Genomic DNA, 25298 nt, shown 5'->3' with positions numbered 1-25298 from the left:
ATGAGCCGTGAGTTCCGACTGGTTCGACCTGGCCACCCAGGGCACCGAGAGCGGTGAGCTGGCCCGGTCGATCGACTGGTCCGCCACCTCGATCGGCGCGCCCGACACCTGGCCCAAGACCCTGCGCGCCGCCGTGCGGCTGTGCTTCAGCACGCGCTTCCCCATCTTCATCGCCTGGGGCCCCGAGCTCCTGATGATCTACAACGACGGCTACCGTCCCATGCTCGGCGAGGACAAGCACCCGGCAGCGATGGGCGCCCCGGCGAGCGCCGTGTGGGCCGAGATCTGGCCGGAGATCGAGCCGCTGTTCGACTCGGTCCTCGCCACGGGCGTCCCTACGTGGTCCAAGGACCAGCCCCTGATCATGAACCGCTCGGGGTTCGACGAGGAGACGGCCTTCACCTTCTCCTACAGTCCCCTGCGCGACGAGGAGGGCACGATCTGCGGCGTCATGGACGTCGCGACCGAGACCACCGACCACGTGGTCGACGCCCGGCGCCTCCAGACCCTGGGCACCCTGACCGCTGCGCTCCAGCGCCTGCAGGGCGACGTGGACGAGCTCGCGGCCGCGACGGTGGCCGTGCTCGGACGCAGCCAGGACGTGACCCGGGCGGACCTGTACCTCGACACCTCGGCCGGGCTCGTGCCCTTCGCCTCGACGCACGAGCGTCATGACGAGTCGGTCCCACCGCACGTCCTGCGTGAGGTCGCCGACCGGCGCCGCCTGGACCACGTCGGCAACGCGCTCGTCGCACCCCTCGCTGCGACGCGTGACCGCGTCGCAGCGGGCGTCATCGTCCTCGAGGGCAACCCGCACCGGCCCGACGACGACGCCCAGCGCTCATTCCTCCAGCTCGTGGCGTCCGCGGTGGGCACGGCGCTGAGCAGCACGCTCGCCCAGATCCGCCAGGTCGACGAGCTGCGCACGGTCGCGAACGCGCTCCAGGACGCGATGCTCCCCGACGACCCGACGGCCCCCGGCTGGCACACCCGCTACCGACCGGCCGACGACAGTCTTCTCATCGGTGGCGACTGGTACGACGTCGTCGACCTGTCGGACGGGCGGTTCGGCCTGGTCGTCGGCGACTGCGTGGGCAAGGGCCTGCGTGCTGCCGCCGTCATGGGTCAGCTCCGCAGCGCGAGCCGCGCCCTGCTCCTCGAGAACCTCGGTCCGGCCGCGACGCTCGAGGGCCTCGACCGCTTCGCCCGGACGCTGCCCGGGGCCGAGCTCGCGACCGTCCTGTGCGCGATCGTCGACGAGAACGCCCGGACCATCACCTACTCGGCCGCAGGTCACCTGCCGCCGCTCGTCGTCAACAAGCTCGAGACGTGCTGGCTCAACGACGGTCGGGGAACGCCACTCGCGCTCACCGCGCTTCCTCGCCAGGAGGCCACCGCGGCGCTCGACAGCGGTGACGCCGTGATCCTCTACACCGACGGGCTGGTCGAGCGTCGCGGCGAGCACCTCTCGGAGGGCCTGCGGCGGCTCGCGGACGTCGCGCTCGCGATCCGCGAGGAGCGCCCCGCGGCCGACCTCCCGGACGCGCTGCTCGCCGAGCTCCTCTCCGGCGGAGCGCGCGACGACGTCGCGCTGCTCCTCTACGAGGTCCCCTGACGCCGCAGGTGCGCGAGCCGCACGCGCGCATCAGGCCAGGCCGGCGTCGTGCACGCAGATCGCGACCTGCACGCGGTTCTCGGCCCCGAGCTTGTCGAGCACCCGCCCCACGTGGGTCTTGACGGTCGCGACGCTCAGGAACAGCGCCGCGGCGATGTCCGCGTTGGACAGCCCGGACCCGATCGCGACCGCGACCTCCCGCTCGCGCTCGGTCAGGCGCGACAGGCGCTCGCGCGCGGAGGCCGCGCGGTCGTCGGCCGGCGCCCGCGCGACCGCGGCGATGAGCTGCTGCGTGACCGACGGCGACAGCATCGAGCGCCCCTCGGCGACGAGGCGGACCGCCGCGACCAGCTCGGCGGGCGGGGTGTCCTTGAGCAGGAACCCGGCCGCGCCCAGCCGGAGCGCGGACAGCACCATGTCGTCGGCGTCGAACGTCGTGAGCACGATGACCTTGAGCCCCGGGTCCGCAGCGCGCGCGATCTCCAGGGCCGCGAGGCCGTCGCGGCGCGGCATCCGGATGTCCATGAGGACGACGTCGGGCCGGGCGCGCGCGATCTCCGCGACCGCCGCGACGCCGTCGGCGGCCTCACCCACGATCTCGATCGACCGGTCGCCGCCCAGGATGAGGCGCAGCCCGGCACGCACCAGGGTCTCGTCGTCGACCAGGACGACCCGCAGGGGTACCAGATCGGGGGTCACGGGGGTCACGTCCACGGGAGCCACGCTCTCACGACGAAGGACCCGGCCCCGTCGGGCGCGGCACGGAGCTCGCCGCCCGTGAGGCGGGCGCGCTCGGCGAGCCCGGTCAGCCCCAGGCCCGACGGCGGCGCACCCGACGTGCGCGAGGCGGCGCCGTCGTCGGGCACGCGGACAGTGCAGACAGTGACGAGCGGGTTGGTGACCCGCAGCACGAGCCCCTCCCCCGGCTCCCCCGAGATCTCGACGCGCACGGGCGCTGCGGGAGCGTGCTTGCGCGCGTTCGTGAGCGACTCCTGGAGGATCCGGTACGCGCTCCGGCTCGTCTGCTCCGGCAGGTCCGGGAGCCGCTCGGCCGTCGCGGGGGCGATCTCGCAGCCGACGTCCGCGTCGCCACCACCGAGACCGCGGACCTCGTCCAGCAGGTCGGGCAGGGAGACGAGCGTCGGCTGAGGGCGCTCGGGCACACCCGCCGGGACGTCGGTCTCGCGCAGGACGCCCAGGACCTCGCGCAGCTCGGTCATCGCGAGGTGCGCGTTGTCCTGGATCACGGCCGCGGCGGCCGACGTCTCCTCCCGCGTGAGGTCCGTGCGGTACGCGAGCGCTCCGGAGTGCATCGCGACGAGCGAGATGCGGTGCGCCAGGACGTCGTGCATCTCGCGGGCGATGCGCGTGCGCTCGGTCGTCCGCGCCTGGTCGAGCCGCGCGGCCTGCTCACGCTCGGCCGTCTCGGCACGCTCGCGCAGCGAGACCAGGAGGTCGCGACGGTTGCCGATCGAGACGCCGATCGCCACGAGGAGACCGTAGACGAGCACCGAGAGCACCACGAGGACCGCGCCCCACCACGGGAGGTCGAGCGTCGGGTGCAGGGCCTCGAACGCGAGCGTCGACGCCAACCACACGATCCCGACCGCAGCGATCTCCTGCCAGCGGCGGCGCGTCGCGAGCGAGACCAGCACGATGCAGACGGCACCGAGCGCGAAGCCCGAGAACCCCGAGAGTGCCGCGAGGATCAGGGCGATCGTCAGGGGCGCGTGCCGGCTGAACGGCATCAGGACGATCGCGACGACCCCCAGGAAGAGGTCGAGCAGCACGAGGAACCCCTGGCGGGCGGTCGGCTCGACCGGGATGTCCGAGAGCATGAGCCCGAAGGTCAGGAACCCTGCCCCCAGCGCAACGGCCAGGCGCCAGAGGATGCCCCAGGCGGAGCGGGGGACGTACGTGTCGGTCGGCATGCCGCGAGATTATGCGCGCGGCCCGCCGGGGCACATCGGCAGTCGCGACGACCCTGCGTCAGACCAAAGGATCAGTGGGGGGCGGCCCTGGCGGTGCACCCCCCGGCGGGCGGCGGGGCTGACGGCTGGCGGCCTGGCCCGTGAGTGCGGAGTTCTTGCGTGACACGCCGGGCGTTTCGCGCAAGAACTCCGCACTCAGCGCGCGATCGTCAGCTCGCGCCGTTCGCCGCACGGTACGCGGTGAGGACCGCCTTGGGCAGGCGGCCCTTGGGGCTCACGATGTGGCCGTTCGCGAGGGCCCACGCGCGGATCGCTGCGGTCGTCTCGCCGGGCAGCAGGTAGGCGGTGCTCTTGGGTGCCACGGCGGTGGCGGGCTCGACGGCGGCTTCAGCCTCGACGGCGGGCTCGACGGCGGCCTCAGCCCCGGCGACGGGCTCGACGACCTGCTCAGCAGGCTCGACGGCGGGCGCCGTCTCGAGGACGGGCTCTCCTGCCTGCTCGGCCGCTTCCGGGGCGACCGGCTCGGCCGGCTCGGGCGCGGTCTCGGGCTCTGCGGCAGCAACCGTCTCGACCGCGTCGACCTCGATCTCCACGACGGCCGACTCGTCGACCGACGTCGCCGACGCTGCGTCGACCTCGGTAGCCGCGACGTCCGTGTCGGACTCGGTGACCTCGGTGACCTCAGCGGTCTGGGGCTCGACGGGTGCGTCGGCCACGGCGGGCTTCGCCGCGGCGACCGGCTCGGCGACCGGCACGACGGGCGCGGACTCGAGGACCGTCTCAGCAGGCTCGGACGCAGCCGCCGCGACCTCGGCAGCCGGCTCGACCGGCTTCACCGGCTCGACCTGCTTGACCGTCGCGACCTCGACGACCTCGACAGCGACCTCCGACTCCAGCACCTCCTCGCGCTCGAGGACCGCGATGGCGACGGGCGTCGCCGCGGGCTCGACGGCAGCAGAGGGGGCGGAAGCCGGTGCTGCGGCGGGCGTCTCGACGGGCGCCGCCTCGACGGCCGGTGCGACGGGGGTCTTCTGAGCGTCGTCGAACAGCGACGCGACGCTCACCACCGGTGCGTCCTCCGCCTTCTTCCGACGACCCTTGAACCAGCTCAGCAGACCCATGACGACCTCTCCGCGAACGATGCCCACACCGACCGATGTGCGCGCGTCAACTCTTTCACATCTCGGACGAAGGCCCCGCGGGCGCCCATGTCCTTCCGGCTGCCCTCCGGGCCCGGCGTCTCGACAGCTCGCTCGACCCGGGCACCCGGGGCGCGATGTACTGGGAACGAGCACGCCCCGCACCGCCGATCGACCACGACCCCCGCAACCCGCCAGGAGCCCCATGCCCCCGACCACCGCGCACCCCGCCGCCGACCGCGAGCGCCTCGGCCTGCACGCGGACTGCGAGAGCTGCTTCGGGCTGTGCTGCGTGGCGCTGGCGTTCACGCGCTCGGCCGACTTCCCGATCGACAAGGACGCCGGCGACCCGTGCCGGAACCTGCGTCCCGACCACAGCTGCGGGATCCACCCCGAGCTGCGTGAGCGCGGGTTCGTCGGCTGCACGGTCTACGACTGCTTCGGCGCGGGCCAGAAGATCTCGCGCTCGACCTTCGCGGGCCAGGACTGGCGCGAGCACCCGGAGGTGCGGTCGTCGATGTTCGCGCTGCTGCCCGTGCTGCGCCACGTCCACGAGCTGCTCTGGTACCTCACGGAGGCCCAGGCGCTGACGCTGGGCCACGACGTGTCGCTCGCTGCGGAGCTCACCCAAGCCGTCGAGCGGATCGACCTCCTCTCGACCGGCTCACCGGACGAGCTGCTCGCCCTGGACCTCGGGGCGCTGCGCGACGGCGTGAACCCGCTCCTGGTGCGCGCGAGCGAGGCGGCCCGTGCCCGCTCGGTGCACCAGCCGCGGGGCAGGCGCGCGGACCGCCGGGGTGCGGACCTGGTCGGGCGGCGGTTGGCGGGCGCGGACCTGCGGGGCGCGAGCCTCCGCGGCGCGCTGCTCGTGGGGGCGGACCTGCGGGGCGCGGACCTGCGCAGCGCCGACCTCGTCGGGGCGGACCTACGTGGGGCGGACCTCTCGGGGGCCGACCTCACCGACGCGCTCTTCCTCACCCAGGTCCAGGTCGACGCCGCGCGGGGCGACGCGGCCACGCGGCTCCCCGCGGGCCTGACGCGCCCAGCGCACTGGGGCGCACCGCCCGTGGCGAGGTCGCGCGCCCGGCGCGCGTGACGCCGTCGGGCAGGAGGACGGCCCGACGGCGCAGTGGCGCCCCCGGCGAGTCACCTCACCGGGGGCGCCGCTCCCGTCGGATCCGGCGTATGTCACCCGCTCGTCGAGGGACGAGCGGCGGGCGTCACGGGACCAGGACGACCCGCGTGCCCGACGCGGTCCTCGCCTCCCAGGCGGCCGCGACCTCGCGCAGGGGGACCGTGACGACGTCGACCGCGGGCCGTACCTGCGGCAGCAGCGTCGCGAGCTCGGTGATCGCAGCGACCATGCCGCCGGGCGACACCGAGCCCTGCCCGCTCCCGCTGACCTGCACGTTGGTCTTGCGCAGGGTCGCCGCCGGCAGCGTGATCGTAGGCCCTGCGGTCGCGCCGACGTGCACCCAGCGCAGGAGGTGGGCAGGATCGCTCCGAGCACCCGTCACGGCCGCGAGCGCCTGCTCGGTCGGGGCTCCCCAGACGTAGTCGACCACCACGTCGACGTCGGCGGCCTCCCGGGCGAGACGTTCGGCGACGTCGTCGGCCGTGAGCGGCACGATCGCGTCGGCCCCCAGGCGACGCACGACCTCGAGCGAGGTCGCGTCACGCCCCGCGCCCACGATGCGCCGGGCCCCCAGGTGCCGTGCGAGCTGCACGGCCAGGCGGCCCGCGTTGCCCGTCGCACCCAGGACCAGGACGCTCTCGCCCGGCTGCAGGTCCGCGCGGTGCCGCAGCGCGAGCCACGCCGACATCGCAGGGTTCATGGCCGCGGCGATCGTCACGTCGTCGAGCCCGGGGGGAAGATCGACGAGGCGCCCCGCGGGGACGGCGACGAGCTCGGCCATGCTGCCGCGCGGCGCGTGGAGCCCCGCGAAGAACACCCGACGGCCGTCCTCGGTGCGGCCCACGCCGTCGAACCCGGGGACGAGAGGCAGCGCGCCGTCGCTCGTGTAGTGGGTGCCGGTTGCCCCCGACCGGACGCGGGGGTGCAGCCCCGCGGCGAGGACGTGGACCAGGACCTCATCCGGTCCGGGCACGGGGTCCGGGACTTCCGTGTACTGCGGGGGCTGGTCGAACGACGTGACGAGGGCGGCGTGCACGGTGGGTCCTCACTCTCGGTTGCTGGACGGGTCCGACGCCCGCCCGGTCGGCGGGGTGCGAGCACGACGCCCGTCAGACGGGCGCGGGCGGGACGAGCGGCGGTGCGGGTACCTGACCCGTGACGGCCCACTCGCCGGGGCGGTCGCGCAGCGCCTCGCCGATGGCCGCGACGACCGCCGACGTCACGTGCGGCTCGGTCGTGGGCGCGTGCCAGTAGCGGACGTGGACGGTCGTCCGGGCGGGCTCGACCGAGACCGTCAGGAACTCCGGGGCAGGCCGCTTGTGGACGCCGTGCGCCGCACCGACCGCGTGCAGGACGGTGGTCGCGACCTCGTCGGGCAGCGCGTCGCCGAGCCGCACCTCGACCGTGGCACGGCGTGCGCCGAGCACCGAGTGGTTGGCGAGCGGGGCGGCGAGCACCGCGGCGTTGGGCAGGTGGACCTCGCGCCCGTCGACCGTGCGGATGACGACCGACCGGCCGTTGAGCTCCTTGACGACGCCCGTCCAGTCCATCGACTCGATCTCGTCGCCCAGGCGCACAGGCATGCGGGTCTGGAGGATGATCGCGGCCCCGAAGTTGTCCGCGATCCCCCGCAGCGCGAGGACCGCGACGATCACGACGACGATCAACGCGCCGAGGATCGGCTCGGTGCGGAAGCCCAGGAACGCCAGCGCCAGCCCGATCCCCACGAGGAGCAGGAAGTAGTGCACCACGCGGGTCGCGACCGCGAGGAGCTGCGGCGAGAGCCCCTTGGTGCGGGCACCGATCGCGACGATCGCCTTGCGGGACAGGCGCGACAGGATCCAGGCGCCGAGCACCGCGAGGACCGCGAACAGGACGTCCCACCCGGTGATGTCGCTGCCGGAGAACCAGCTCGTCACGGTGTCGATCACGCGGCTCCTCCCGGGGCGTCGGGGCGCAGTACCCGCCCTGCCCCACGGGCCCGACGGCGGCACGCGCCACGTCGATGCTCGCACCCGAGGAGGGGGTCGGCATCCGGGCCGGGACCCGAGGACCCGCTCCGCAGGGCGGACCGCGTCAGGGGCAAAGATCATCCCTCCGGGGGACAACTCCCCATTGCGCAACGTCCGCCCACCACGGAGAGTGGAGAGGTGGCCCCACGCCACACCACCCCACCACCCTTGAGGGAGCCTTCTTCGTGCGTCTCGTCCGCGGTATCGCCGTCCTGTCCGTCGCCTCCGTCGGGGTCCTCGGCCTCGCCGCCTGCTCGTCCGACTCGGACGCGCCCGCCTCGTCGTCCTCCGCCTCCGCCTCGTCCGGGTCGGACAAGGCTCCCGCCAAGGAGGCCTCGTCGGACCTCACGGCCGAGAACTTCGTCCAGCGCATCACCGACGCGCAGATCGCCGCGGGCAGCGTCTCGATGGCCACCACGACCGAGGTCCAGGGCACGAGCATGGACATGGCGGGCGACATCGTGTTCAAGGACGGGTCGCAGAACCTCGCCATGACCATGACGGTCCCCGGCTCGGGCGAGATGCAGATCCGGTTCGTCGACAACATCTTCTACATGAACATGGGCGAGCTCAGCCAGAACAAGTTCGTCGCGATCGACCCCGCGGACGAGTCCAACCCCATGGCCTCGTCGTTCGAGGGCCTAACCGAGCAGATGGACCCCGCCGCGAGCGTCGAGGCGCTCGAGGGCGCGATCACGAGCGTCGAGAAGGAGGGCGAGCCGGTCGACCTCGACGGCGTCAAGGCCCAGCAGTACACGGTCGTGGTCGACACGACCAAGCTCACGGGTTCGATCAAGGAGCAGGCCGACGCCGCGGGCACGGCCCTCCCCGAGACCCTGACCTACCAGTACTGGATCGACGCCGACGACCTCATGCGCAAGGTCGTCATGGACGTCATGGGCACGAGCATGGAGATGACGTTCTCGAACTGGGGTGAGGACCTCGAGGTCGTCGCCCCGTCGGCCGACGAGATCTCGACCGAGCCGCTCTTCTGATCCGAGCGATCTCCTGAGGCCCTGGGCCTCGGCTGTCGCGCCCACCCGATCGCGCTCGTCTCCGTTGTACGCACGTAGCGTGGATGTGGCCGCTGTAGTCGCTTGTGCAAGCCCGTGGGGCTCCGGTCTTTGACTGCCAGAGCCCCACGGCCCCTACTTGTCAGGAGTCAACGAACCCGTTGGGCGAGGGTGAGTTTCGACATCCTCCCGCGCATGCGGCAGTGGCTTCGAAGACCCGGTAGTCCATGACCACCGGGCACGTGGTCGCGGTCGGTGGGCCTGTCTAGCTGTGAATGAGTTGGCTGACGCGCTGTTGGCTGATGCCGAGGGCGCGGGCGCTGTCGGCCTGGCTGATGCCGTCGTGGGTCATCTTTCGGATGGCTTCGCGGCGCATAGCTGCGGCGGCGGCGACGGCTGCGCGGGCTTCGGCTTCGCGTTCGGCGGCGACGGTCCATAGCTCACGTGCCGCTTCGGGGAGTTCGATCTCCAGTTCCACAGACACGGTCTCAGGCTCGATATCGAGGTAGAGGCCGATCACCTCTTGGGCAACGTCGTGGGCTTCTGACAGGGTGCGTGCCTGACCGGCGGTGTCGAGTTCGGGAACGTAGACGAACCACCACCGGCCGTCTCGGCGCACCTGTGCTTGATAGGTCGTGCTGCTCATGATGCTTGCTCCTTTCATCGCCAGTTCTGCGGGGCCTGGTCGAGCTTCTTGATCAGTTGTCCAACGATCCCGGCCGAGACCTCGCCGTGGCGAGGGATCGACGCCTTCTGGCTCTCGTCCGGCAGCCCCCACAACTCGTGGCTCCCCTTGCCGTCGCGCAGAAGCACCCAGCCGTTGGCCTTGAGGGCCTTGATCACGTCACGGTACTTCTGTGGCTTCGGCACGATTCTACTCTACCCCCCTCTTGTTCTTCACGTGAAGGGGGGACTAGTAACTGCCGTACTTGTCTGGGGCAGGGGCCAATCGGGACCCGACGGCGGTGCGCCGGCGCGTGGCGCCGTCGGGCCGATCAGTCCATGGGGCGGCGGCGCATCTGCTTGGTCGTGGTGCGCTGCTTCTTCGCCGCGAGGCGACGCTCCTGCGAGCCGCGCGTAGGGCGCGTCGCTCGCCGCTGGCGCGCGGGCGGGGCGAGCCCCTCGGCAACGAGCGCCGCGAGCCGGGTGCGCGCCGCCGCACGGTTGCGGAGCTGCTCGCGGTGCTCGGAGGCCACGACCGTGAGCACGCCCCCGACGAGCCGCTTGTCGAGGCGCTCGAGCAGGCGGGTCCGCTGCGAGTCGCTCAGGACGACCGACGCGGCGACGTCCCACGAGAGCTCGACGCGCGAGTCCGTGGTGTTGACGCCCTGGCCACCCGGGCCCGAGGCGCGCGAGAAGCGCCACGCGAGCTCGCCCTCGGGGATCGTCAGGGCAGGGCTCACCGCGAGACCTCGGTGCGGGGCGACGGACACGAGACCATCATCCCGGTTCGGGCGGGGCTCGGCGTCCTCGTCACCAGGACGCGCGTCCTGCCCGACGGCGGCGCTCGCCTCAGGCGCTCGCCGCGCCCACGCGTCCCTCGGCGCGGTCGCGGATCCCGCGCAGCATGCCGGCGCTCATGACGAAGCTCACGGGCTGGACCGGCTCGACGACCGCCCCCGCCCACCAGCGCGTGTAGCCGTAGCGCTCGCGCACGATCAGGCGAGTGCCCCCGTCCGGGGCGGGACGCAGCACGAACGACCAGCTGAAGTCGTAGGGAGGCGCGGACGCCTCGGCAGGGCCTGCGCCTCGCAGCACCAGGTGACGCTCGGGGACCATGGCGACGACGCGCAGCGCGAGGTCGGGATGGAGCCGGACGTCGTCGCCCACCGCGAGGCGCTGCCACTGCGGGTCGATCCGGTCGGCGTTCTGGATGTCGCAGCCGACGAGGTTCTCGAGCCACTCGTAGCTGTAGAAGCCGCCCCTGCCCTGGCCGAGCTGGACGAGCCAGCGCCACACCTCGTGCGGCGGGGCGTCGATGCTGACCGCCCGGGTCGCGACGGCCTCGGCCTGCGGGACGATCTCGTCGCCCGGGAGCACGTCGGACGGCTCGCCGTCCCTGGTCCCCCAGGTCATGGTCAGACGCCGGGTCAGGAGAAGGGCGCCGATCACGGTCGCCGCAGCGACCGTCCTTCTGACGAGCGGACGCATGGCACTCTCCTTCGGCGGGGGACCTCGGACCGTCTCGATCGTCCCATCTCACCAGACCCCTGGACGGTGCTTGTGACGGATTGCACAAGCGGCCCCGGGCCCTCGGGGCCCGCTCCGTGGAAGCCGCCGTCAGGCGATCCCGCCGTTGGCGTACAAGACCTGACCGTTGACCCAGCGGGCGGGGCCGGCGAGGAACGAGACGACCTCGGCGATGTCGTCGGGGACCCCCAGACGTTCGAGGGGCGCGGCCTTCGCCAGGCCCGCGACCTGCTCGTCCGACTTCCCGTCGAGGAACAACGGGGTCGCCGTGGGGCCGGGCGCCACGGCGTTGACCGTCACGTCGCGCCCGCGCATCTCCTTGGCCACGACGAGCGTGGCCGCGTCGACCGCGCCCTTGGTCGCGGCGTAGGCGCTGTAGGTCGGGAACGCGAGGCGGGTGACCGACGACGAGAAGCTGACGATCGCCCCACCCTCCCGAACTCGGCGCGCGGCCTCGCGCAGGACGACGAACGTCCCGCGCACGTTGGTCCGCACCATGCGGTCGAAGTCGTCGAGGTCGAGCTCGACGAGGGGCGCGAGGAGCATGACGCCGGCCGTGTGCACCACGACGTCGGCTCCCCCGTGCTCGGACTCGGCGTGCGCGAAGAGCGCGGCGACCTGCTGCTCGTCGGCCACGTCGGCCTGGAAGGCCGTCGCGGTGCCGCCCGCGGAGCGGATCGTCGTGACGACCTCGTCCGCCCGGGCCTTGTTGCCCGCATAGGCGACGACGACCGTCTGGCCGTCCTGGGCCAGGCGCTCGGCGACCGCTCGGCCGATGCCGCCCGAGGCTCCGGTGACGATCGCTACGCGGTTCGTCGGGTGGGCTTCCTGATTAATGGACATGCCATCCATATAACGCTGGATATGGACAGTGTGTCAATATGTAGGTCGACGGAAGGTGGACACAGTGGCGAACGAGGAACCCGCCAAGCGGCGAGGGCGCGGGCGACGCCCCAGCGACGAGGTCCGTCAGGAGATCCTCGCGGCGGCCGGCGACCTGCTGCTGCGCGAGGGCATGGCGGCCTTCACGATCGAGAAGGTCGCGACGCTCGCGGGGGCGAGCCGCATGACGATCTACAAGTGGTGGCCCTCCAAGGGAGCGCTCGCGTTCGACGGGTACCGCGCGACCGTCGAGCCCACGCTCGCCTTTCCCGACACGGGCGACCTCACGGCCGACCTGCGCACGCAGCTCCACGCGTTCGTCCGCCTGCTCACCGAGACCCCCGCGGGCAGGGTCATGGCCGAGCTGATCGGGCAGGCGCAGACGGACCCCGAGCTGCGTGCCTCGCTGCTCGAGCACTACACCGTGCCGCGGCGGGAACGTGCTGCCGAGGTCATGCGGCGCGCGCAGGAGCGTGGCCAGATGCGCGCGGACGCCGACCCGCAGGTCGTCGTCGACCAGCTCTGGGGCGCCTGCTACCACCGGCTGCTCACGCCCGACCACCCGCTCACGGTCGACTTCGCGGACGCGCTCGTCGACAACGTGCTGCGGGGCGTCGCGGCGTAGGACGGGCTCGCCGGGCGGGGCGCGTCAGACCACCCGACCGACCGCGAGGAAGTGCGGGCTCGCGCAGATCATGGCCGGGTCAGTCTCGAGCAGGCGGGCCGCACGGATCGCGGACCCGAGCATGGGCTCGGCCTGGTCGAGCGGCAGGTTGTCGAGCGCCGGAGCGCTGGGCCCCTCGACCCCGTAGACCGTGACCGCGTCGAGGCCAGCCTCGACGAGCTCGCCCGAGAGCTCCTCGGGGAGGTGGAAGTACGCGGTCGTGAATCCCGAGCGCGGGTCGTGCAGTCCCGTCGCCACGGCCCGGCGCAGCGACGGCTCGGACTCCTCGGAGACCTCCCCGAGGGCCGCGAGCTCGAGCAGGCCCGCGTAGCGGCTGATCGCCGCCGCGACCACGAGGCCGCCCGGGCGCGCGACGCGAGCGGCCTCGCGCAGCGCGAGCACCCGGTCGCGGCGCTCGGTCAGGTGGTAGAGCGGCCCGAGGAGGAGCACGACGTCGGCCGACGCGTCGTCGAAGGGCAGCGCCCGCGCGTCGCCGGTCTGCGCCCGGACACCGGGGATCTCGCCCGCCCGGGCGACGTGCGAGGGCACGGGGTCGATCAGGTCGACCGCGTGGCCGGCCTCGGCGAGCCATCGCGCGTGCACGCCCGTGGCACCGCCGACGTCGACGACGTGCGCCGGGGCAGCCGGGAGGAACCGCCCGAGGAGCTCGCGCGTGCGCAGCATCTCGAGGCGGCCGTGGGCGGTGCGCCGGAGCCGCGTGTCCTCCTCGTAGCGGTCGGAGTAGAACGCGAGGATCTCGGGGTCCAGTGCAGGGCCGGTGTTCACGCGGTCATCCTGCCGGGGTCGCGCGACGCTGTCCACGGTCTCCGGTCCTCGATCCCGTCGGCACGCACCGGCCCCGTCACGTGAGGTGGTCGAAGTCCCCGCGCACCCAGGCCGCGTGCCGGTCGGCCGAGCGCCGCACGACGGCCCGCGCGTCCACCGGGATCACGCCCTCGAAGTTGTTGTAGAGCCGGTCGAACGCGAAGCGCTCGACGTGCGTCGCGACCCGGTCCACGACGGCCCCCGACAACGGGATCCGGTTGGGGTAGCTGCGCATGAAGCTCACCGAGGTGCGGTCCGGGTTGGCGAAGATCGTGTCCCCGCTGAGCAGGACCCCGCGCCCCTCGGCTCCCGCGGCCCAGTGGACCACCGCGCTGCCGGGGAAGTGCCCGCCGGGCTGGCTCAGGGTCACGCCCGGCAGGACCTCGCGGTCTCCCGACCAGGTCTCGATCACCGGGTCGGGGCGAGCGACCCATCCCGCGTCGGCCTCGGCCACGAGGACCGGCACGCCGCCGAGCGCCCGGCTCCACTCGACCTGGACGCCGAACATGTGCGGGTGGCTCGCGACGACCGCGACGACCTCGCCCAGCGCGCGCACCTGCCGCACGACCTCGTCGTCGAGGTACCCGACCGGGTCCCACAGCAGCATCCCGGCCGGGGTCCGCACGATCTTGGACTCCTGCCCGATCCCCACGCCCGGGTGCCCGTCGAGCGCGAACAGGTCGGGCTCGAGCTCGGTCACCGAGACCTCGTGCCCCTCGGCCGCGAGCTCGTCGAGCGTCGTCCACGCCTGGCCGTCCGCAGGCACCCACTGGCGCTCGTCGGCGCAGATCGCGCACACCTCGGGCCGTTCGGCGTGCTCCACGGCGCACGTCCGGCAGATCCACCACGTCATCGGGGTCGTCCTCTCCGTCGTCGGTCCGGCAGGCAGCCGGAGCGAGCACGACCCATGCAACACCCACCCACCGACACAAGCTGCGTCGTCAGAGCCGGCCCGGGCTATGGCCCGGGCCAGCTCTGACAACTCGTCCAACTCGTCGGGGGCGCGAGGAGCAGGGCCTCAACGGCTCAGCACGCCGCCCTGGCACCGCGAGGGTCAGCGGCTCAGCACCTCGGCATCGCGAGGCTCGTCGCCGTCCGCCACCGCGTCACCGGCCGGCGGCACGTCCTGCCCGCGCAGCGGGTACGCCCAGAAGCAGAGCCACGCGAGCCCCGCCACGACGAACGGCACGCCGCCCATGAGCACGCGGATGCCCGTCGACACGGTCTCGGGCTGGTCGGCCACAGAGAGTCCCGCGTCGTAGCCCGACGTCGTGAGCACCACCGCGATCACCACGGCCTGCACGATGACCGAGCCGCGCACCACGAACCCGTTGACCCCGAAGTACATGCCCTCGCGGCGCAGCCCGGTGCGGCGCTCGTCGTCGTCGATGACCTGTCCGAGCGCGACCTCGAGGAGCTGCATCATGCCCGCGACGCCGATGCCGACGAGACCCGCGACGGCCATCGCGCCCGGCATCGAGCCCGGGACCATGAACAGCCCCACGGCCACGCCGTACGCAGCGACCGACCACAGCAGCGCGTTGCGCGGCCCGACCTTGCGCACGACCCACGACCACCCGACGATCGCCGGGATCGCGACCACGAAGATCGGCGCGAGCACGAGCGTCGCGTCGGCCTCGGCCCCGCCGAGCACGTAGCGCACGTAGAACGGCACCGAGGCCAGCAGGATCGCGGTCGTCGACTGCAGCAGCAGCGATCCCAGGACGTAGGTCACGAACGCCTTGTTCGCGAACGTGTACCGCAGCTGGTCCTTGAGGGGCAGGGCGGCCTCGCGGGCCTTGACCGCGACCTCGTCGACGGGCCGCTCGATCATGCCCAGGAGCGACCACAGGTAGAACCCGAGGCACAGCGCCCCGAGCACGACCGCCATGCCGACCCAGCCGAGCGGCGACCCGTAGAGCAGCGGCGCGGCCGCGGTCCCCAGGATCATCCCGACCAGGCCGAAGATCTGGCGGGGCGTGTTGCCCCGGGCGCGCTCCGCCGTCGTGCGGAAGATCTCCGGGAAGAGCGCCGAGGTGTTGAGGACGACCACGACGTACGCCACGTCGTAGACCGCGACCACGACGAGGAACCAGACCAGCAGGCCCTGCGCGCTCAGGTCCGGCGGCATCCACACGAGCGAGAACGCCGCGACGAGCGGGATGATCCCCAGGCCGATCCACGGGACGCGGCGCCCCCAGCGCGTGCGGTGGCGGTCGGAGGCCGCGCCGACGAGCGGGTTGAGGACCGCGTTGAGGATGCCGTGGGCGATCATCGCGCCCGCGACCCAGCCCGCGGGGAGCTTGAGGTGGTCGACGTAGAAGAACACCACGAACGCCGAGAACGTCTGCGCCATGAGGTTCGCGGGGAACGCCGAGGCGCCGTAGGCGAGCGTCTGGCCGCGCGTGGGCAGCCCGGTCAGGCGGCGGTCGCGCAGCGTGGTCAGGGCGCTCATCGCGCACCCCCGACGGCGTCGCCCACCCGTGCGGCCGGGGTGCCCGAGGCGTCGCGCACCCGGGGCGGCAGGCCCCGTTGCACGTCGCGCAGGTCGCGCCAGCCCACGCGCACGATCCCTTCCTCGGCGAGCGTCGCCGCGACGTCGGGGTCGGCCAGGAGCCGGCGCTCGAACCCGCGCTTGGCGACCGCGAAGTCCGCGACGTCGCCGAGCTCGTCGTCGTCGAGCATGGGGTGCAGGAAGAACTCGGTGACCCCGGGCTCGGTCGCGCGCACCAGGTCGAGGAAGGCGGCCTTCATCGAGGCGTAGTCCTCCTCCTCCGCGGTGCCCTCGCCCAGCAGCTCGAACGGGTGGGTCAGCAGGTGGTCGAGGATCACCACCCCCGCGGCGTCTGCCGCGGCCGTGGCCTGGTCGAGCACCCCCTGATAGGCGTCGGGCATGCCCATGCCGCCGATCGTGCGCGGGAGGCGGAAGGGCAGGCCGTGGCGCGCCGCGAGCTCGAAGACCTGCGGCAGGAACGTGCGCCCCGTCTCGACGCCGTAGACCGAGCCCATGTGGTTGTCGAGGTGCGTGACGTCCATGCCCGCGGCGAGCGCGGCGTCGATCTGCGCGGCGAGCTCGGCCGCGACGTCCGCGTCGCTCGCCTGCTCCTCGACCGTCCGGCAGTCGGCCGGGAAGTACCCGGCCGCGTCCACGAGCGTGGTCCCGACGCCCGTGAGGGGACGCCAGCGGTAGCTCGTCCACTCGCTCGTGAGCACCAGGTGGACGCCGAGGTCCAGGTCGGTGCGGCTCGCGGCGAACGCGAGCGCCTCGGGGGCCCAGGGGCACGGCACCATGAGGGTCGTCGAGTCCAGGTGGCCGTCGACGAGCAGCTCGGTGATCGCGCGGTTCGCGGCCCGGCACATCCCGAAGTCGTCGGCGTTGAGGATGAGCGCCCGCGCGCCCGGCGGGAGGCCGAGCCGGGCGACGAGGTCAGAAGGTGCGGGCATCGTCGGGTTCCTGGGAGGTGAGGTCGGAGTCGGGGTGCGCGGCGTCGTCGGGCACGTCGCCCGACTCGGCCGCCCGGCGGACCGCGGCCGAGAAGGCCTGGTCGCGGAGGGTGTCCCGCGCGAGGGCTGCCGCGCCGAGCAGGACCGCGTCGGCCGCGACCCTGCTGGGCTCGACCACGATCGGCAGGATGCCGACCCTGTCGGCGAGGTACGCCTGGACGCGGCGCAGGACCGCGTCCTCGGAGGCCACGCCCGCGAGGAAGATCTTCTGCGGCTCGAGCAGGAGCGAGATCGAGGCGATCAGCACGGCGAGGCGCCCCGAGAGCTCGTCGACGACCGCGACCGCGCGCTCGTCGCCGCCCGCCGCGAGGTCGAGCACCTCGTGCGGCGCCAGGTCGGCGGGCAGGCCCGCGTCGCGCGCGGCCGTCGCGAGCGACGCGGCGCCGATGCTCTCCGCGCCGAGCGCGCGGCCGGGCTGCGGCAGGAACGCGACCTCGCCGGCGCCGCCGGACGCGCCGCGGTAGAGCTTGCCGTCGATGACGATCCCGGCCCCCACCCCGATCCCGAGGCGCAGCAGGACGAACGAGCTCAGGTCCTTGCCCGCGCCCGAGCGCTGCTCGGCGATCGCGGCGAGGTTGACGTCGTTCTCGAGCAGGACGGGGCAGCCGAGGCCTTCCTCGAGGGCGGCGTGCAGCGTGGGCCCGCCCTTCTCGAGGCCGGGGACGCGGCGCACCATGGCGTGGTCGAGGTCCACGATCGCGGGAAGCCCGACGACGGCGCACCGGATCGCGACGGACGCGGTCCCCACGTCGTGGCCCACCGCGGCGACGCAGTGGGCGGCGAGCTTCTCGACGACGCTCGCGCGGGCCGCGGGGTCCTTGGCCGACAGGGGTTGCTCGGCGCGGGCGCGGATGCGGCCGACGAGGTCGATCAGCGCGACCCGGACGCGCACGTGGCCGATGTCGACCGCGAGCGCGTAGCCGTGCTCCGGGTCGACCCGGTAGAGCGTGGCCGCGGGGCCGCGGCGCTCGTGGTCGAGCCCGGCCTCCTCGACGACACCCTGCTCGACGAAGGTGCGCAGCGTGTGGGCCACGGTGGTCTTGGACAGGCCCGTGGCCGCGACGATCTCGGGTCTGCCGAGGGTGTCGTGGGCGTCGAGCACATCGAGGACGGCCCGGGCGTTGATCTCCCGGAGCAGTCGCTGGTCTCCTGCAAGAAGCATGTCTACCGCTCTCCGTTGACGGTCGTTCCCCTGGGACATGAGTAGGTCGGAAGGTTACCTACCGAGCGAGAGTACATCGGGGGTGTTTCGGGCGCGCGTCGAGCCGGGACTGCCGTCCCAGTCCGGCTCCCCGCCCGGATCCTCCGACCCTCACGCGCGGATCTCTGCGGCTCTCGGGGTGAACCCCGAGCCGGAGATGGGGGGAATGCCCGATGTCCGCGGGGCCCTCGGCGGCCTAGCCTCGATCGTGGTGGGCCCCGCTGGGGGGGTGGGGCCCACCGAGCAGACCTCGCCGGCATGCGCCCGGCCACCGACCGATCTCGACGACAGGGGCACGACATGCAGGCCACACACCGACGGCTGGCCACGGCGGGACTCGTCGCCGTCGCGGCGCTCGCCCTCGGGGCGTGCGGGTTCGGACCCCGTACGACGGCCACCGACACCTACACCGAGGACGCCGGGATCACCTCGGTCCGGCTCGACCTCGAGGCCGGGTCCGTCACGCTCCGCGGGTCCGACGACGCGACCGCGCTGTCGATCGAGCGGACGGTCGACTACGTGGGCGAGCACCCCGCGAGCGAGACGCACCGCATCGAGGACGGCGTCCTGGTGCTCGCGGGCTGCGGTCGCCGCTGCTCCGCGAGCTACACCGTGGACCTGCCCGCGGGGCTGCCCGTCACGGGCCAGACGTCGCACGGGAGCATCGACCTGGACCGGACCGGCGCGGTCGACGTCCGGACGAGCAACGGGTCCGTCACGCTCACCGGGGTCGACGCCAGGGTCCTTGCGCGGACCTCGAACGGGAAGATCACCGGGACCGGGCTGGGCGGCACCGAGGGCGTCGACGTCGAGACCTCCAACGGGTCGATCGAGCTCACGCTCGCGACCCCGCAGGACGTCCGCGCGACGACCGACAACGGCACGGTGCAGCTCACGGTCCCCGAGGGCAGCTACCGCGTGAGCGCGTCCACGGACCTCGGCGGCACCGACGTCTCCGTGCCGGACGACCCCGACGGCGAGTTCCACCTCGACGCGCAGTCGTCGAACGGGCGGGTCACGGTCGCCCAGGGCTGAGGTGCTGGGCGGGCGGGGGCGGCTTGCCCGCCGTCCCGCCCGCCCCGCCGACCTCGATCGCCCCGCCGCCGCTCAGAGCGGCCCGAGCACCTCGCGCACGTCCGCGTCGAGCGCCAGGGTGTCGAGCACCGTGAGGAGCATGCGTTCCTCGTACCGGAAGTGGGACTCCATGATCGCGGCGACCCCCTCGAAGTGACGCTCGAGCTCGTCCGGGGGCGCCGCCCGGTCCACCGCGGCCGTCAGGCCGCCCAGCAGGTGCGCGATCATCGAGTGGTCCTGCCTCAGGTTCCGCAACGTCCCGACCAGCTCGGGGTGCGCGGCCGCGATCGCGGGGAACAGCTCGCGGTCCTCGCCCTCGTGGTGCCCCGTGAGCGCGGTGCAGAATCCGTGGCAGAACAGCAGCAGGTCGCGGGTCGCGGGTTCGGCGGGCTCTCCGTCGTCGAGCGCCGCACGGGTCACGCGCAGCGCCTCGCGCAGCCGGTCGTGCACGGCCCGCAGCTCGCGGCTCCAGGCGACGAGCCGGGGTGTCTCGGGGAGACCGGTCTCGACGAGCTCCGGCGTCTCGGCGAGGTGGTTCTTCTCGCCCTCAGTCACGTGAGGGCGAAGGGGGCGACGTGGTCATCGTCGGGCTCCTTCGTGTCCGGCGCCTCCATGCCTGACACGGTCTGCCACCGGCACGCGACGCTGCCAGACCCTACCGGACGCTCGCGTGCGGGGCGCGCGCCGTCGTCGGGCCGCGGGAGGTCTCTGCCGCCCGACGACGTCGCTCCCCTTCTGCGCGACGCCTCACGCTCGCGCGACCCATGCCGGGCGGCGCGCGTCGTCGACGCGCACGACCACGTCGGCCGTCCGCTCGGGCGCGACCTCGCCCCGGTACCGCGCGTACGCGGGCAGGGTCCAGGCGTCGGCGGGCGGCGTGCGCCGAGCGACCGTCGCGTCCTGGAGCGCGAGGTGGACGGTCAGGTCGACGTCGAGCCCGCGGCCGAGCGACAGCGACCCGTCGAGCAGCACGACCAGCCCCGGGAGCGCCTCGACGTAGCCCGCCCGCGTCGAGCGCGAGGTCACGGGGTCGCGCAGGCTCGGGAGGTAGCGCCCCTCCCCCGCAGGCCCGACGGCGGACAGCACCTCCCGGTTCAGCGCACCGACGTCGATCCACTCGTCGAGCAGGGCGTCCGGGTCCTCGTGGCCGTGCTCGAGCCGCACCGACGCGGGCCGCAGGAAGTCGCGCACGCTGACGCGCGCCGTCGGGCGGCCCGCGACGCGCAGGGGCTCGACGAGCAGGTCGGCGAGCGTCTCCGGGTGCGTCGAGGGGTGGCCGTCGACGAGCACGCGCAATGCCCCGTCCGTGCGGGGCCGCTCAACGACGAGCGCGGCGACCCGCGCGACCAGGACCTCAGGGCTGACCGGCTCGACGCGCATCGCGTCAGGATGTCACGGCGCCGAGACGGCTCGGTCGCGCTCCCGTGCCGAGGTACTCGTGCGGGCTCGCGTCGAGGACCCGGCGGAACATGGTCGAGAAGGCGGCCGGGCTCTCGTACCCCAGCGCGCCGGCGACGCGCGTCACGGACTCTCCCGCAGAGAGCCGGGGCAGGGCGGCCAGCACGCACGCACGCTGTCGCCACCGGTCGAAGGTCAGCCCGGTCTGCGCCCCGAAGCGGCGGTTGAACGTCCTCAGGCTCACGTGCAGCGCGGCCGCCCAGACGACGGGCGAGGCGTGCGCGTCCGGCTCGTCGAGGAACGCTCGGCACATCGCCAGCAGCGCGCGGTCGCTCGGCAGCGGGACGTGCAACGGCAGGGGCGTCATGCGCGACACCTCGAACAGGAGCAGCCGGACCAGCGCGCCGTCCCGGCCGTGCTCGTCGTACTCCACGGGGAGGTCGGCCGCCTCGAGGAGGAGCTGCCGGGCGAGAGGCGAGACCGTGACGACCTCGCACGTGGCCGGTCCCCACGGCGCGGCGGCGGGCTCGATGTAGAGGGAGCACGTGCTGACGCCGTACATCGTGACCTGGTGGACGGTCTCCGGGGGGATCCACACGGCGCGGTGCGTCGGGACGACCCAGCTGCCGTCGTCCGTCTCGACGTGCATGACCCCGGTCGCTCCGTACAGCAGCTGCGCCCTGCGGTGACGGTGCGGGGTGAGCACCTCGCCCGTCGCGTAGTCGGTGCCGATCGGGAGAACGTCGCGCGGGACGTCGTCGACCTGGTCGAGCGGGGTGTTGCGCACACCGCGACCCTACCCAGCGCTGGCGTGATCGCGAAAGAACCTGGCACATCCGCGGATGCACGCCACGGGGCTTGCTTCTTAGCGTGGACCCTGATGTTTCTCGTCCTGCTCCTGTCCGGATGCCTCACCGGCGTCACCACCGTCCTCTTCGGCTTCGGCGGCGGCTTCATGATCGTCCCGTTGCTGCTCTGGCTCCTCTCGGGGCCCGGATCCGCGCCGCTCGCCGAGGACATGGGGATGCACGTCGCGGTCGCCACCTCGTCCGCGGTCATGGTCGTCAACGCGGGCGTCGCGACGTTCGCCCAGCACCGTGCAGGGACCTTGAGGACCGACGCGCTCTGGCCCCTCACGGCGTTCATCGCCATCGGCGCTGCGCTCGGCGCCTCGGTCGCCGGCCTGGTGCCCGGCGAGGCGCTGCGATGGGCGTTCGTCGTCTACCTCGCCGTCACGCTCCTCAACGCGGTGCTGCGCCCGGGGTTCCTCGCCACAGCACGCCCCGCGCGTCCGCTGGGCCGAGCGACGACCTTCGTCGTCGGGCCCGCGGTGGGCGCGGTCGCGGCGCTGCTGGGCGTGGGCGGCAGCGTCATGACGGTCCCGCTCTTCCGTCGCCACGGCTGGTCCATGACGGACTCGGCCGGTCTCGCCAACCCGCTCGGCCTGCCCGTCGCCGTCGCCGCCTCGATCACCTACGTGGTGGCCGGCGGCGCCTCGGCATCGGTCCTCGGGGCCGGTCACCTCGGCTACGTCGACCTCTCGGCCTTCGTCGGCCTGGCGATCGGATCCGTCCTGGGGATCGTCCTCACGCGCCGGTTCGTCGGGCGGATGCCGGACCGCGTGCACGCCCGGGCCTACCTCGTGCTGCTCGCGGTGGTCCTCGTGGCGACCGTCGTCGTCTGACGGGCTCGGCTTCCGATCAGTTGTCAGAACGTGGCCGGTGGTGACCCCGGGCCGCTTCTGACAGCTCGGCGGTAGCGGCGGGTCCGGCCGACTGGCTGCGGAGCCCCCGGATCAGTTGTCAGAACGTGGCCGGGGTATGGCCCGGCCACGTTCTGACAACTCATCCGCGGCGGTGGTCGTGGAGCGCACCTCGGGAGCGACGTCCCGGGGTCACCGCCCCGCTCGCACGCTCGTGCCCGGGAACGCACGAGGCCCCGTCCACAGTGCTGTGGACGGGGCCTCGTGGGCGGGAAGATCAGCCGACGCGGACGAACGTCGGGTTGTTCTGCCAGATCTTGCTGTACTTGACCGTGCTGCCCGGGGTCGTGGCCTCGATCTGCATGCCGTTGCCGGCGTAGATCGCGACGTGACCGGGGGTCCAGATGATGTCTCCGGGGCGAGCCTCCGAGGCCGAGACGGCCGTGCCCGCGTTGCGCTGCGCACCGGACTGGTGCGGGAGCGAGACGCCGAGCTGTCCGTACACGTACTGGACCAGGCCCGAGCAGTCGAACCCGCTGGGCGAGGAGCCGCCGTACACGTAGGGCACGCCCACGTACTTCATGGCGATGTCGACGACCGACGAGCCCGAGGCCGCGGGCGCCGGGGCGGCGGCCTGGACGGTCTTGGTCGCGGCGGGCGCGGCACGCTCGACCGAGCGCGACGGCGCGGCGGCACGCTGCGGTGCAGGCGCGGGAGCCGGCTCGGGCTCGGGCTCCGGCTCGGGCTCCGGTGCGGGGGTCACGGCGACCGGGGCCTGCTCGATCGCGAGCGCCGCGTCGGCGGCGACCGTGACCACGGGGCTGGTCTGCAGGGCCTCGCGGGCCTGAGCGGTGACGGCGGCGAGGTCGACCGTGCCGACCAACGTCTTCGCCTGGTCGGTCGAGGGGGCCGCGTTCGCCGGAGCCGTGAAGACCGAGATCAGCAGGCCGGACGAGGCCGCGACGACGGCGCTGCGGCGGGCGACCGAGCTGACGCTCGACGCGGCGGATCGTCCGAGGGACGTCAAGGGGGTGATGGGACGGTGCGCAGCACGATGGCGCGCGGACGTGCGTGAGGTCACGAGTGTTCTCCTGGACGCCTGAGAGGTCAGCTGTCGGGTTCGGGTCGGAGAAGCTCACCCGGCCGTGCGGACCGAGGTCCGTGCGGCTTCACCCCAAGGACACCGTCTCCGGTGCCCACAAGAATGGGTCCCCCACCCCTGTCATGGGTGTAGTTCGTGGCCTCGGGAGGTGACAGGGTTCGGCGTCCACCTGAGGGCTCCGGCGAGAGGGTTCTCTGCGAAGCAGAATCGACGGTACATGGCAAGAGAGGGATTGTCACAGTGAGGTAACGAACTCCGCGAGTCGGACATCGATCCCTTTCGTCGACGAACCGCACCTTCTGCGAGAGGGCGCGCGCCGCCGTCGGGCACGGCGGGACGCCCCGCCTCAGGCTGGCTTGGTCGCCTTGCCGTCCAACCACAGGGTGTCCGACTCGTCGCGGTGCGTACCGGTCGACCCGACGTGCTTGCTGTCGATCGTGGGCCCCTTCTTGATGACGTGGACCAGCGCCATCGCGTGGCCACGACCCAGGTCGTAGTCCTCCTTGAGCCACTCCACGATCACGCCGGCCTTGACCGACGGGTCGTCGTAGCCCTTCTGCTGCGCGATCGTCAGGAGCTCGCGCGGGGTGAGCCCCGTCTTGTCCTCGATGGTGTCCAGGTACGCCTGAAAAGACATGGGGTCCTCGGTTCTCTCGGTCCAGCAGGTGCGGTCGAGGGGTCAGACCGCACCGACCAGCAGAACTCATCGGTCAGGACGGCGCACCTTCTGGTCGGTGCCGCACGCGCCGCGCGACCCAGCCGCGCTGCGCGGCCAGGACCCCCGCCTGGAAACGGCTCGTCGCACCGAGCACCTGGAAGAGCGTCGCCACGTGCCGACGGCACGTGCGGACGCTGATGCCGAGGCGACCGGCGATGGCCTCGTCCGTGAGCCCCGCGCTCAGCCCCGACAGGATCGAGACCTGCACCGTCGTCAGCACGGACCTGCCCCCGTCCTGGGGCGTCCCGACGATCTCCGACAGCTCCCTGTCGACCATGCTGCCCCCCTTCTCCCGACGTCCGGGAGTGTAGCCACGGCGGGCCGCTACCGGCCGGTAGCGTTCGCGCGGGGCGGGGCGGGGCGGGGCGGGGCGGGGCGGGGCGGGGCGGGGCAGGCGCGAGGCGGCGCGAGGCGGCGCGAGGAAGGCGCGCGGTGCTACCGCCCGAGCAGCCCGTCGATCTCGGCCATCTCGGCCGTCTGCACGTCGACCATCTGCTGCGCGAGGTCCTGCAGGTCGGTGTACCCACCGTCCGCGATCTCGCCCTGCGTCATCGCGATCGCGCCCTCGTGGTGCGAGTGCATGAGCTCGAGGAACGTCTTCTCTGCCTCTGCCACCGCTGTCGCGTCCCCCGCGCTCGCGTCCGCGAGACGTTCGAGCGACCCCATCTGGTCGCCCGTCAGCATGCCGTTCGCGACGTGCACCGAGTGCATCTGCATGAGGTCGTCCTGCCCCCACGCGTCGGCCCAGCCGCGCATGATCCCGATCTCCTCGGCCTGCCCGTCGAGGATCCGCTGCGCGAGGTCGCGCGTCGCGTCGCTCACGCCGTCGACGGCCAGGATGATCTCGCTCATCTCGACGGCCTGCTCGTGGTGCGGGGTCATCATCGCGAGGAAGTGCAGGTCCGTGTCGTTCGCCTCGGCCGGCGCCGCCCCCTCCGGGGCGGCCGACGAGGCCGGCGCCTCCGCCTGGGGTGCATCCCCTCCGGTCGAGCACCCCGCGAGGGCTGCTGTCACGACGAGCGCGGTGAGGACGGCGGGCAGCTTCTTCATGAGGACTCCGGTGTGTCTCGGGATCGCCGGGGCACGCGGGCGCCGGTGCGGCGAGCGTCCGAGCAGCGTAGGTGCCGAATCTGGGAGTCGGCTGTGCCTCGCGAGGCGAGCCCCGCGGGACCGCAGCCCGACGGCGCCGCGCG

General features: G+C 73.1%; 28 protein-coding genes and 1 riboswitch. Of the genes, 6 read left to right on the top strand and 22 right to left on the bottom strand.

Annotated features, from left to right (window positions below; all coding sequences use genetic code 11):
* Positions 1-7 precede the first annotated feature (7 nt).
* The gene (locus ASE15_RS19200) at positions 8-1615 is read left to right on the top strand and encodes a PP2C family protein-serine/threonine phosphatase (RefSeq protein ID WP_056765207.1); all 1608 of its coding nucleotides are present in this window, start codon (positions 8-10) and stop codon (positions 1613-1615) included.
* A gap of 30 nt (positions 1616-1645) precedes the next feature.
* Here the strand turns inward: ASE15_RS19200 and ASE15_RS19195 are convergent, their stop codons facing one another.
* The 3 genes from ASE15_RS19195 to ASE15_RS19185 all read right to left on the bottom strand — a co-directional run bounded on the left by ASE15_RS19195 (position 1646) and on the right by ASE15_RS19185 (position 4667).
* Entirely contained in the window at positions 1646-2314 is a 669-nt protein-coding gene (locus tag ASE15_RS19195; RefSeq protein WP_200960584.1) for a response regulator transcription factor, read from the bottom strand.
* Between the two features lie 5 nt (positions 2315-2319).
* Positions 2320-3546 (bottom strand): sensor histidine kinase, encoded by a 1227-nt coding sequence (locus ASE15_RS19190; RefSeq protein WP_056765204.1) that lies wholly within the window; start codon positions 3544-3546, stop codon positions 2320-2322.
* Between the two features lie 209 nt (positions 3547-3755).
* Positions 3756-4667: a histone-like nucleoid-structuring protein Lsr2 gene (locus ASE15_RS19185; RefSeq protein ID WP_157277289.1), complete on the bottom strand. Its 912-nt coding sequence runs from the start codon at positions 4665-4667 to the stop codon at positions 3756-3758.
* Positions 4668-4890: 223 nt separating this feature from the next.
* Here ASE15_RS19185 and ASE15_RS19180 point away from each other — a divergent pair, with 223 nt between their 5' ends.
* Positions 4891-5781, top strand: coding sequence for a pentapeptide repeat-containing protein (locus ASE15_RS19180; RefSeq protein WP_056765200.1), 891 nt, complete (start codon positions 4891-4893; stop codon positions 5779-5781).
* Between the two features lie 124 nt (positions 5782-5905).
* Here the strand turns inward: ASE15_RS19180 and ASE15_RS19175 are convergent, their stop codons facing one another.
* Positions 5906-6856 (bottom strand): zinc-binding alcohol dehydrogenase family protein, encoded by a 951-nt coding sequence (locus ASE15_RS19175; RefSeq protein ID WP_056765197.1) that lies wholly within the window; start codon positions 6854-6856, stop codon positions 5906-5908.
* A gap of 73 nt (positions 6857-6929) precedes the next feature.
* On the bottom strand, positions 6930-7751 hold the full coding sequence (locus ASE15_RS19170; protein WP_056765194.1) for a mechanosensitive ion channel family protein: 822 nt from the start codon (positions 7749-7751) through the stop codon (positions 6930-6932).
* Between the two features lie 266 nt (positions 7752-8017).
* Between ASE15_RS19170 and ASE15_RS19165 the strand changes: the two genes are divergently transcribed.
* Entirely contained in the window at positions 8018-8827 is an 810-nt protein-coding gene (locus ASE15_RS19165; RefSeq protein ID WP_056765192.1) for an LppX_LprAFG lipoprotein, read from the top strand.
* 283 nt (positions 8828-9110) lie between these two features.
* Here ASE15_RS19165 and ASE15_RS19160 read toward each other — a convergent pair whose 3' ends face one another.
* The 5 genes from ASE15_RS19160 to ASE15_RS19140 form a co-directional block, all read right to left on the bottom strand.
* Complete coding sequence (locus tag ASE15_RS19160; protein WP_056765189.1) at positions 9111-9491, bottom strand: hypothetical protein; 381 nt, start codon at positions 9489-9491, stop codon at positions 9111-9113.
* Between the two features lie 14 nt (positions 9492-9505).
* Positions 9506-9715, bottom strand: coding sequence for a type II toxin-antitoxin system HicA family toxin (locus ASE15_RS19155; protein WP_056654197.1), 210 nt, complete (start codon positions 9713-9715; stop codon positions 9506-9508).
* Positions 9716-9840: 125 nt separating this feature from the next.
* Entirely contained in the window at positions 9841-10278 is a 438-nt protein-coding gene (gene arfB / locus ASE15_RS19150) for an alternative ribosome rescue aminoacyl-tRNA hydrolase ArfB (protein WP_056765185.1), read from the bottom strand.
* A 79-nt stretch (positions 10279-10357) separates the two neighbouring features.
* Positions 10358-10996, bottom strand: coding sequence for an SRPBCC family protein (locus ASE15_RS19145; protein ID WP_056765183.1), 639 nt, complete (start codon positions 10994-10996; stop codon positions 10358-10360).
* Between the two features lie 129 nt (positions 10997-11125).
* Complete coding sequence (locus ASE15_RS19140) at positions 11126-11887, bottom strand: SDR family oxidoreductase (protein WP_235534582.1); 762 nt, start codon at positions 11885-11887, stop codon at positions 11126-11128.
* A gap of 55 nt (positions 11888-11942) precedes the next feature.
* On the opposite strand from ASE15_RS19140, the gene ASE15_RS19135 reads away from it, so the two are divergent.
* Positions 11943-12542: a TetR/AcrR family transcriptional regulator gene (locus ASE15_RS19135; RefSeq protein WP_056765177.1), complete on the top strand. Its 600-nt coding sequence runs from the start codon at positions 11943-11945 to the stop codon at positions 12540-12542.
* A 24-nt stretch (positions 12543-12566) separates the two neighbouring features.
* Here ASE15_RS19135 and ASE15_RS19130 read toward each other — a convergent pair whose 3' ends face one another.
* The 5 genes from ASE15_RS19130 to ASE15_RS19110 form a co-directional block, all read right to left on the bottom strand.
* Positions 12567-13367: a class I SAM-dependent methyltransferase gene (locus tag ASE15_RS19130; protein WP_056765173.1), complete on the bottom strand. Its 801-nt coding sequence runs from the start codon at positions 13365-13367 to the stop codon at positions 12567-12569.
* Between the two features lie 76 nt (positions 13368-13443).
* Entirely contained in the window at positions 13444-14259 is an 816-nt protein-coding gene (locus ASE15_RS19125; RefSeq protein ID WP_056765169.1) for an MBL fold metallo-hydrolase, read from the bottom strand.
* Positions 14260-14460: 201 nt separating this feature from the next.
* Complete coding sequence (locus ASE15_RS19120; RefSeq protein WP_068626055.1) at positions 14461-15861, bottom strand: MFS transporter; 1401 nt, start codon at positions 15859-15861, stop codon at positions 14461-14463.
* Positions 15858-16850, bottom strand: coding sequence for a polysaccharide deacetylase family protein (locus ASE15_RS19115; RefSeq protein ID WP_082618612.1), 993 nt, complete (start codon positions 16848-16850; stop codon positions 15858-15860). Before ASE15_RS19115 ends, ASE15_RS19120 begins: the two co-directional genes overlap by 4 nt.
* Entirely contained in the window at positions 16834-18072 is a 1239-nt protein-coding gene (locus ASE15_RS19110) for an ROK family transcriptional regulator (RefSeq protein WP_056765166.1), read from the bottom strand. The genes ASE15_RS19115 and ASE15_RS19110 overlap by 17 nt, the downstream gene beginning before the upstream one ends.
* A 339-nt stretch (positions 18073-18411) precedes the next feature.
* On the opposite strand from ASE15_RS19110, the gene ASE15_RS19105 reads away from it, so the two are divergent.
* Positions 18412-19146: a DUF4097 family beta strand repeat-containing protein gene (locus tag ASE15_RS19105; RefSeq protein ID WP_056654175.1), complete on the top strand. Its 735-nt coding sequence runs from the start codon at positions 18412-18414 to the stop codon at positions 19144-19146.
* Between the two features lie 72 nt (positions 19147-19218).
* Here the strand turns inward: ASE15_RS19105 and ASE15_RS19100 are convergent, their stop codons facing one another.
* The 3 genes from ASE15_RS19100 to ASE15_RS19090 form a co-directional block, all read right to left on the bottom strand.
* The gene (locus tag ASE15_RS19100) at positions 19219-19740 is read right to left on the bottom strand and encodes a hemerythrin domain-containing protein (protein WP_082618610.1); all 522 of its coding nucleotides are present in this window, start codon (positions 19738-19740) and stop codon (positions 19219-19221) included.
* Positions 19741-19932: 192 nt separating this feature from the next.
* Positions 19933-20565: a hypothetical protein gene (locus ASE15_RS19095; RefSeq protein ID WP_056765163.1), complete on the bottom strand. Its 633-nt coding sequence runs from the start codon at positions 20563-20565 to the stop codon at positions 19933-19935.
* A gap of 4 nt (positions 20566-20569) precedes the next feature.
* Positions 20570-21370 carry a helix-turn-helix domain-containing protein gene (locus tag ASE15_RS19090; protein ID WP_056765160.1) on the bottom strand — a complete coding sequence of 267 codons (801 nt, stop codon included), beginning with the start codon at positions 21368-21370 and terminating at the stop codon, positions 20570-20572.
* 93 nt (positions 21371-21463) lie between these two features.
* Here ASE15_RS19090 and ASE15_RS19085 point away from each other — a divergent pair, with 93 nt between their 5' ends.
* A complete protein-coding gene (locus ASE15_RS19085) occupies positions 21464-22267 on the top strand; it encodes a sulfite exporter TauE/SafE family protein (protein WP_056765158.1) in 804 nt (267 codons plus the stop codon).
* A gap of 295 nt (positions 22268-22562) precedes the next feature.
* On the opposite strand, the gene ASE15_RS19080 is transcribed toward ASE15_RS19085, so the two are convergent.
* The 4 genes from ASE15_RS19080 to ASE15_RS19065 all read right to left on the bottom strand — a co-directional run bounded on the left by ASE15_RS19080 (position 22563) and on the right by ASE15_RS19065 (position 25155).
* Positions 22563-23366, bottom strand: coding sequence for a C40 family peptidase (locus tag ASE15_RS19080; RefSeq protein WP_056765156.1), 804 nt, complete (start codon positions 23364-23366; stop codon positions 22563-22565).
* Positions 23367-23561, bottom strand: a riboswitch (cyclic di-AMP (ydaO/yuaA leader).
* A 172-nt stretch (positions 23562-23733) separates the two neighbouring features.
* On the bottom strand, positions 23734-24024 hold the full coding sequence (locus ASE15_RS19075; protein ID WP_056654164.1) for a DUF4287 domain-containing protein: 291 nt from the start codon (positions 24022-24024) through the stop codon (positions 23734-23736).
* Positions 24025-24097: 73 nt separating this feature from the next.
* Positions 24098-24382: a response regulator transcription factor gene (locus ASE15_RS19070; RefSeq protein WP_056654161.1), complete on the bottom strand. Its 285-nt coding sequence runs from the start codon at positions 24380-24382 to the stop codon at positions 24098-24100.
* Positions 24383-24540: 158 nt separating this feature from the next.
* A complete protein-coding gene (locus ASE15_RS19065; protein ID WP_056765154.1) occupies positions 24541-25155 on the bottom strand; it encodes a DUF305 domain-containing protein in 615 nt (204 codons plus the stop codon).
* Between the last annotated feature and the right edge of the window lie 143 nt (positions 25156-25298).

The organism is Oerskovia sp. Root22 (assembly GCF_001429135.1).
In the GTDB taxonomy this organism is placed as follows: Bacteria; Actinomycetota; Actinomycetes; order Actinomycetales; family Cellulomonadaceae; genus Oerskovia; species Oerskovia enterophila.
The sequence above is the reverse complement of the archived record's forward strand: the minus strand, read 5'-3'. Positions and strand labels throughout refer to the sequence as shown.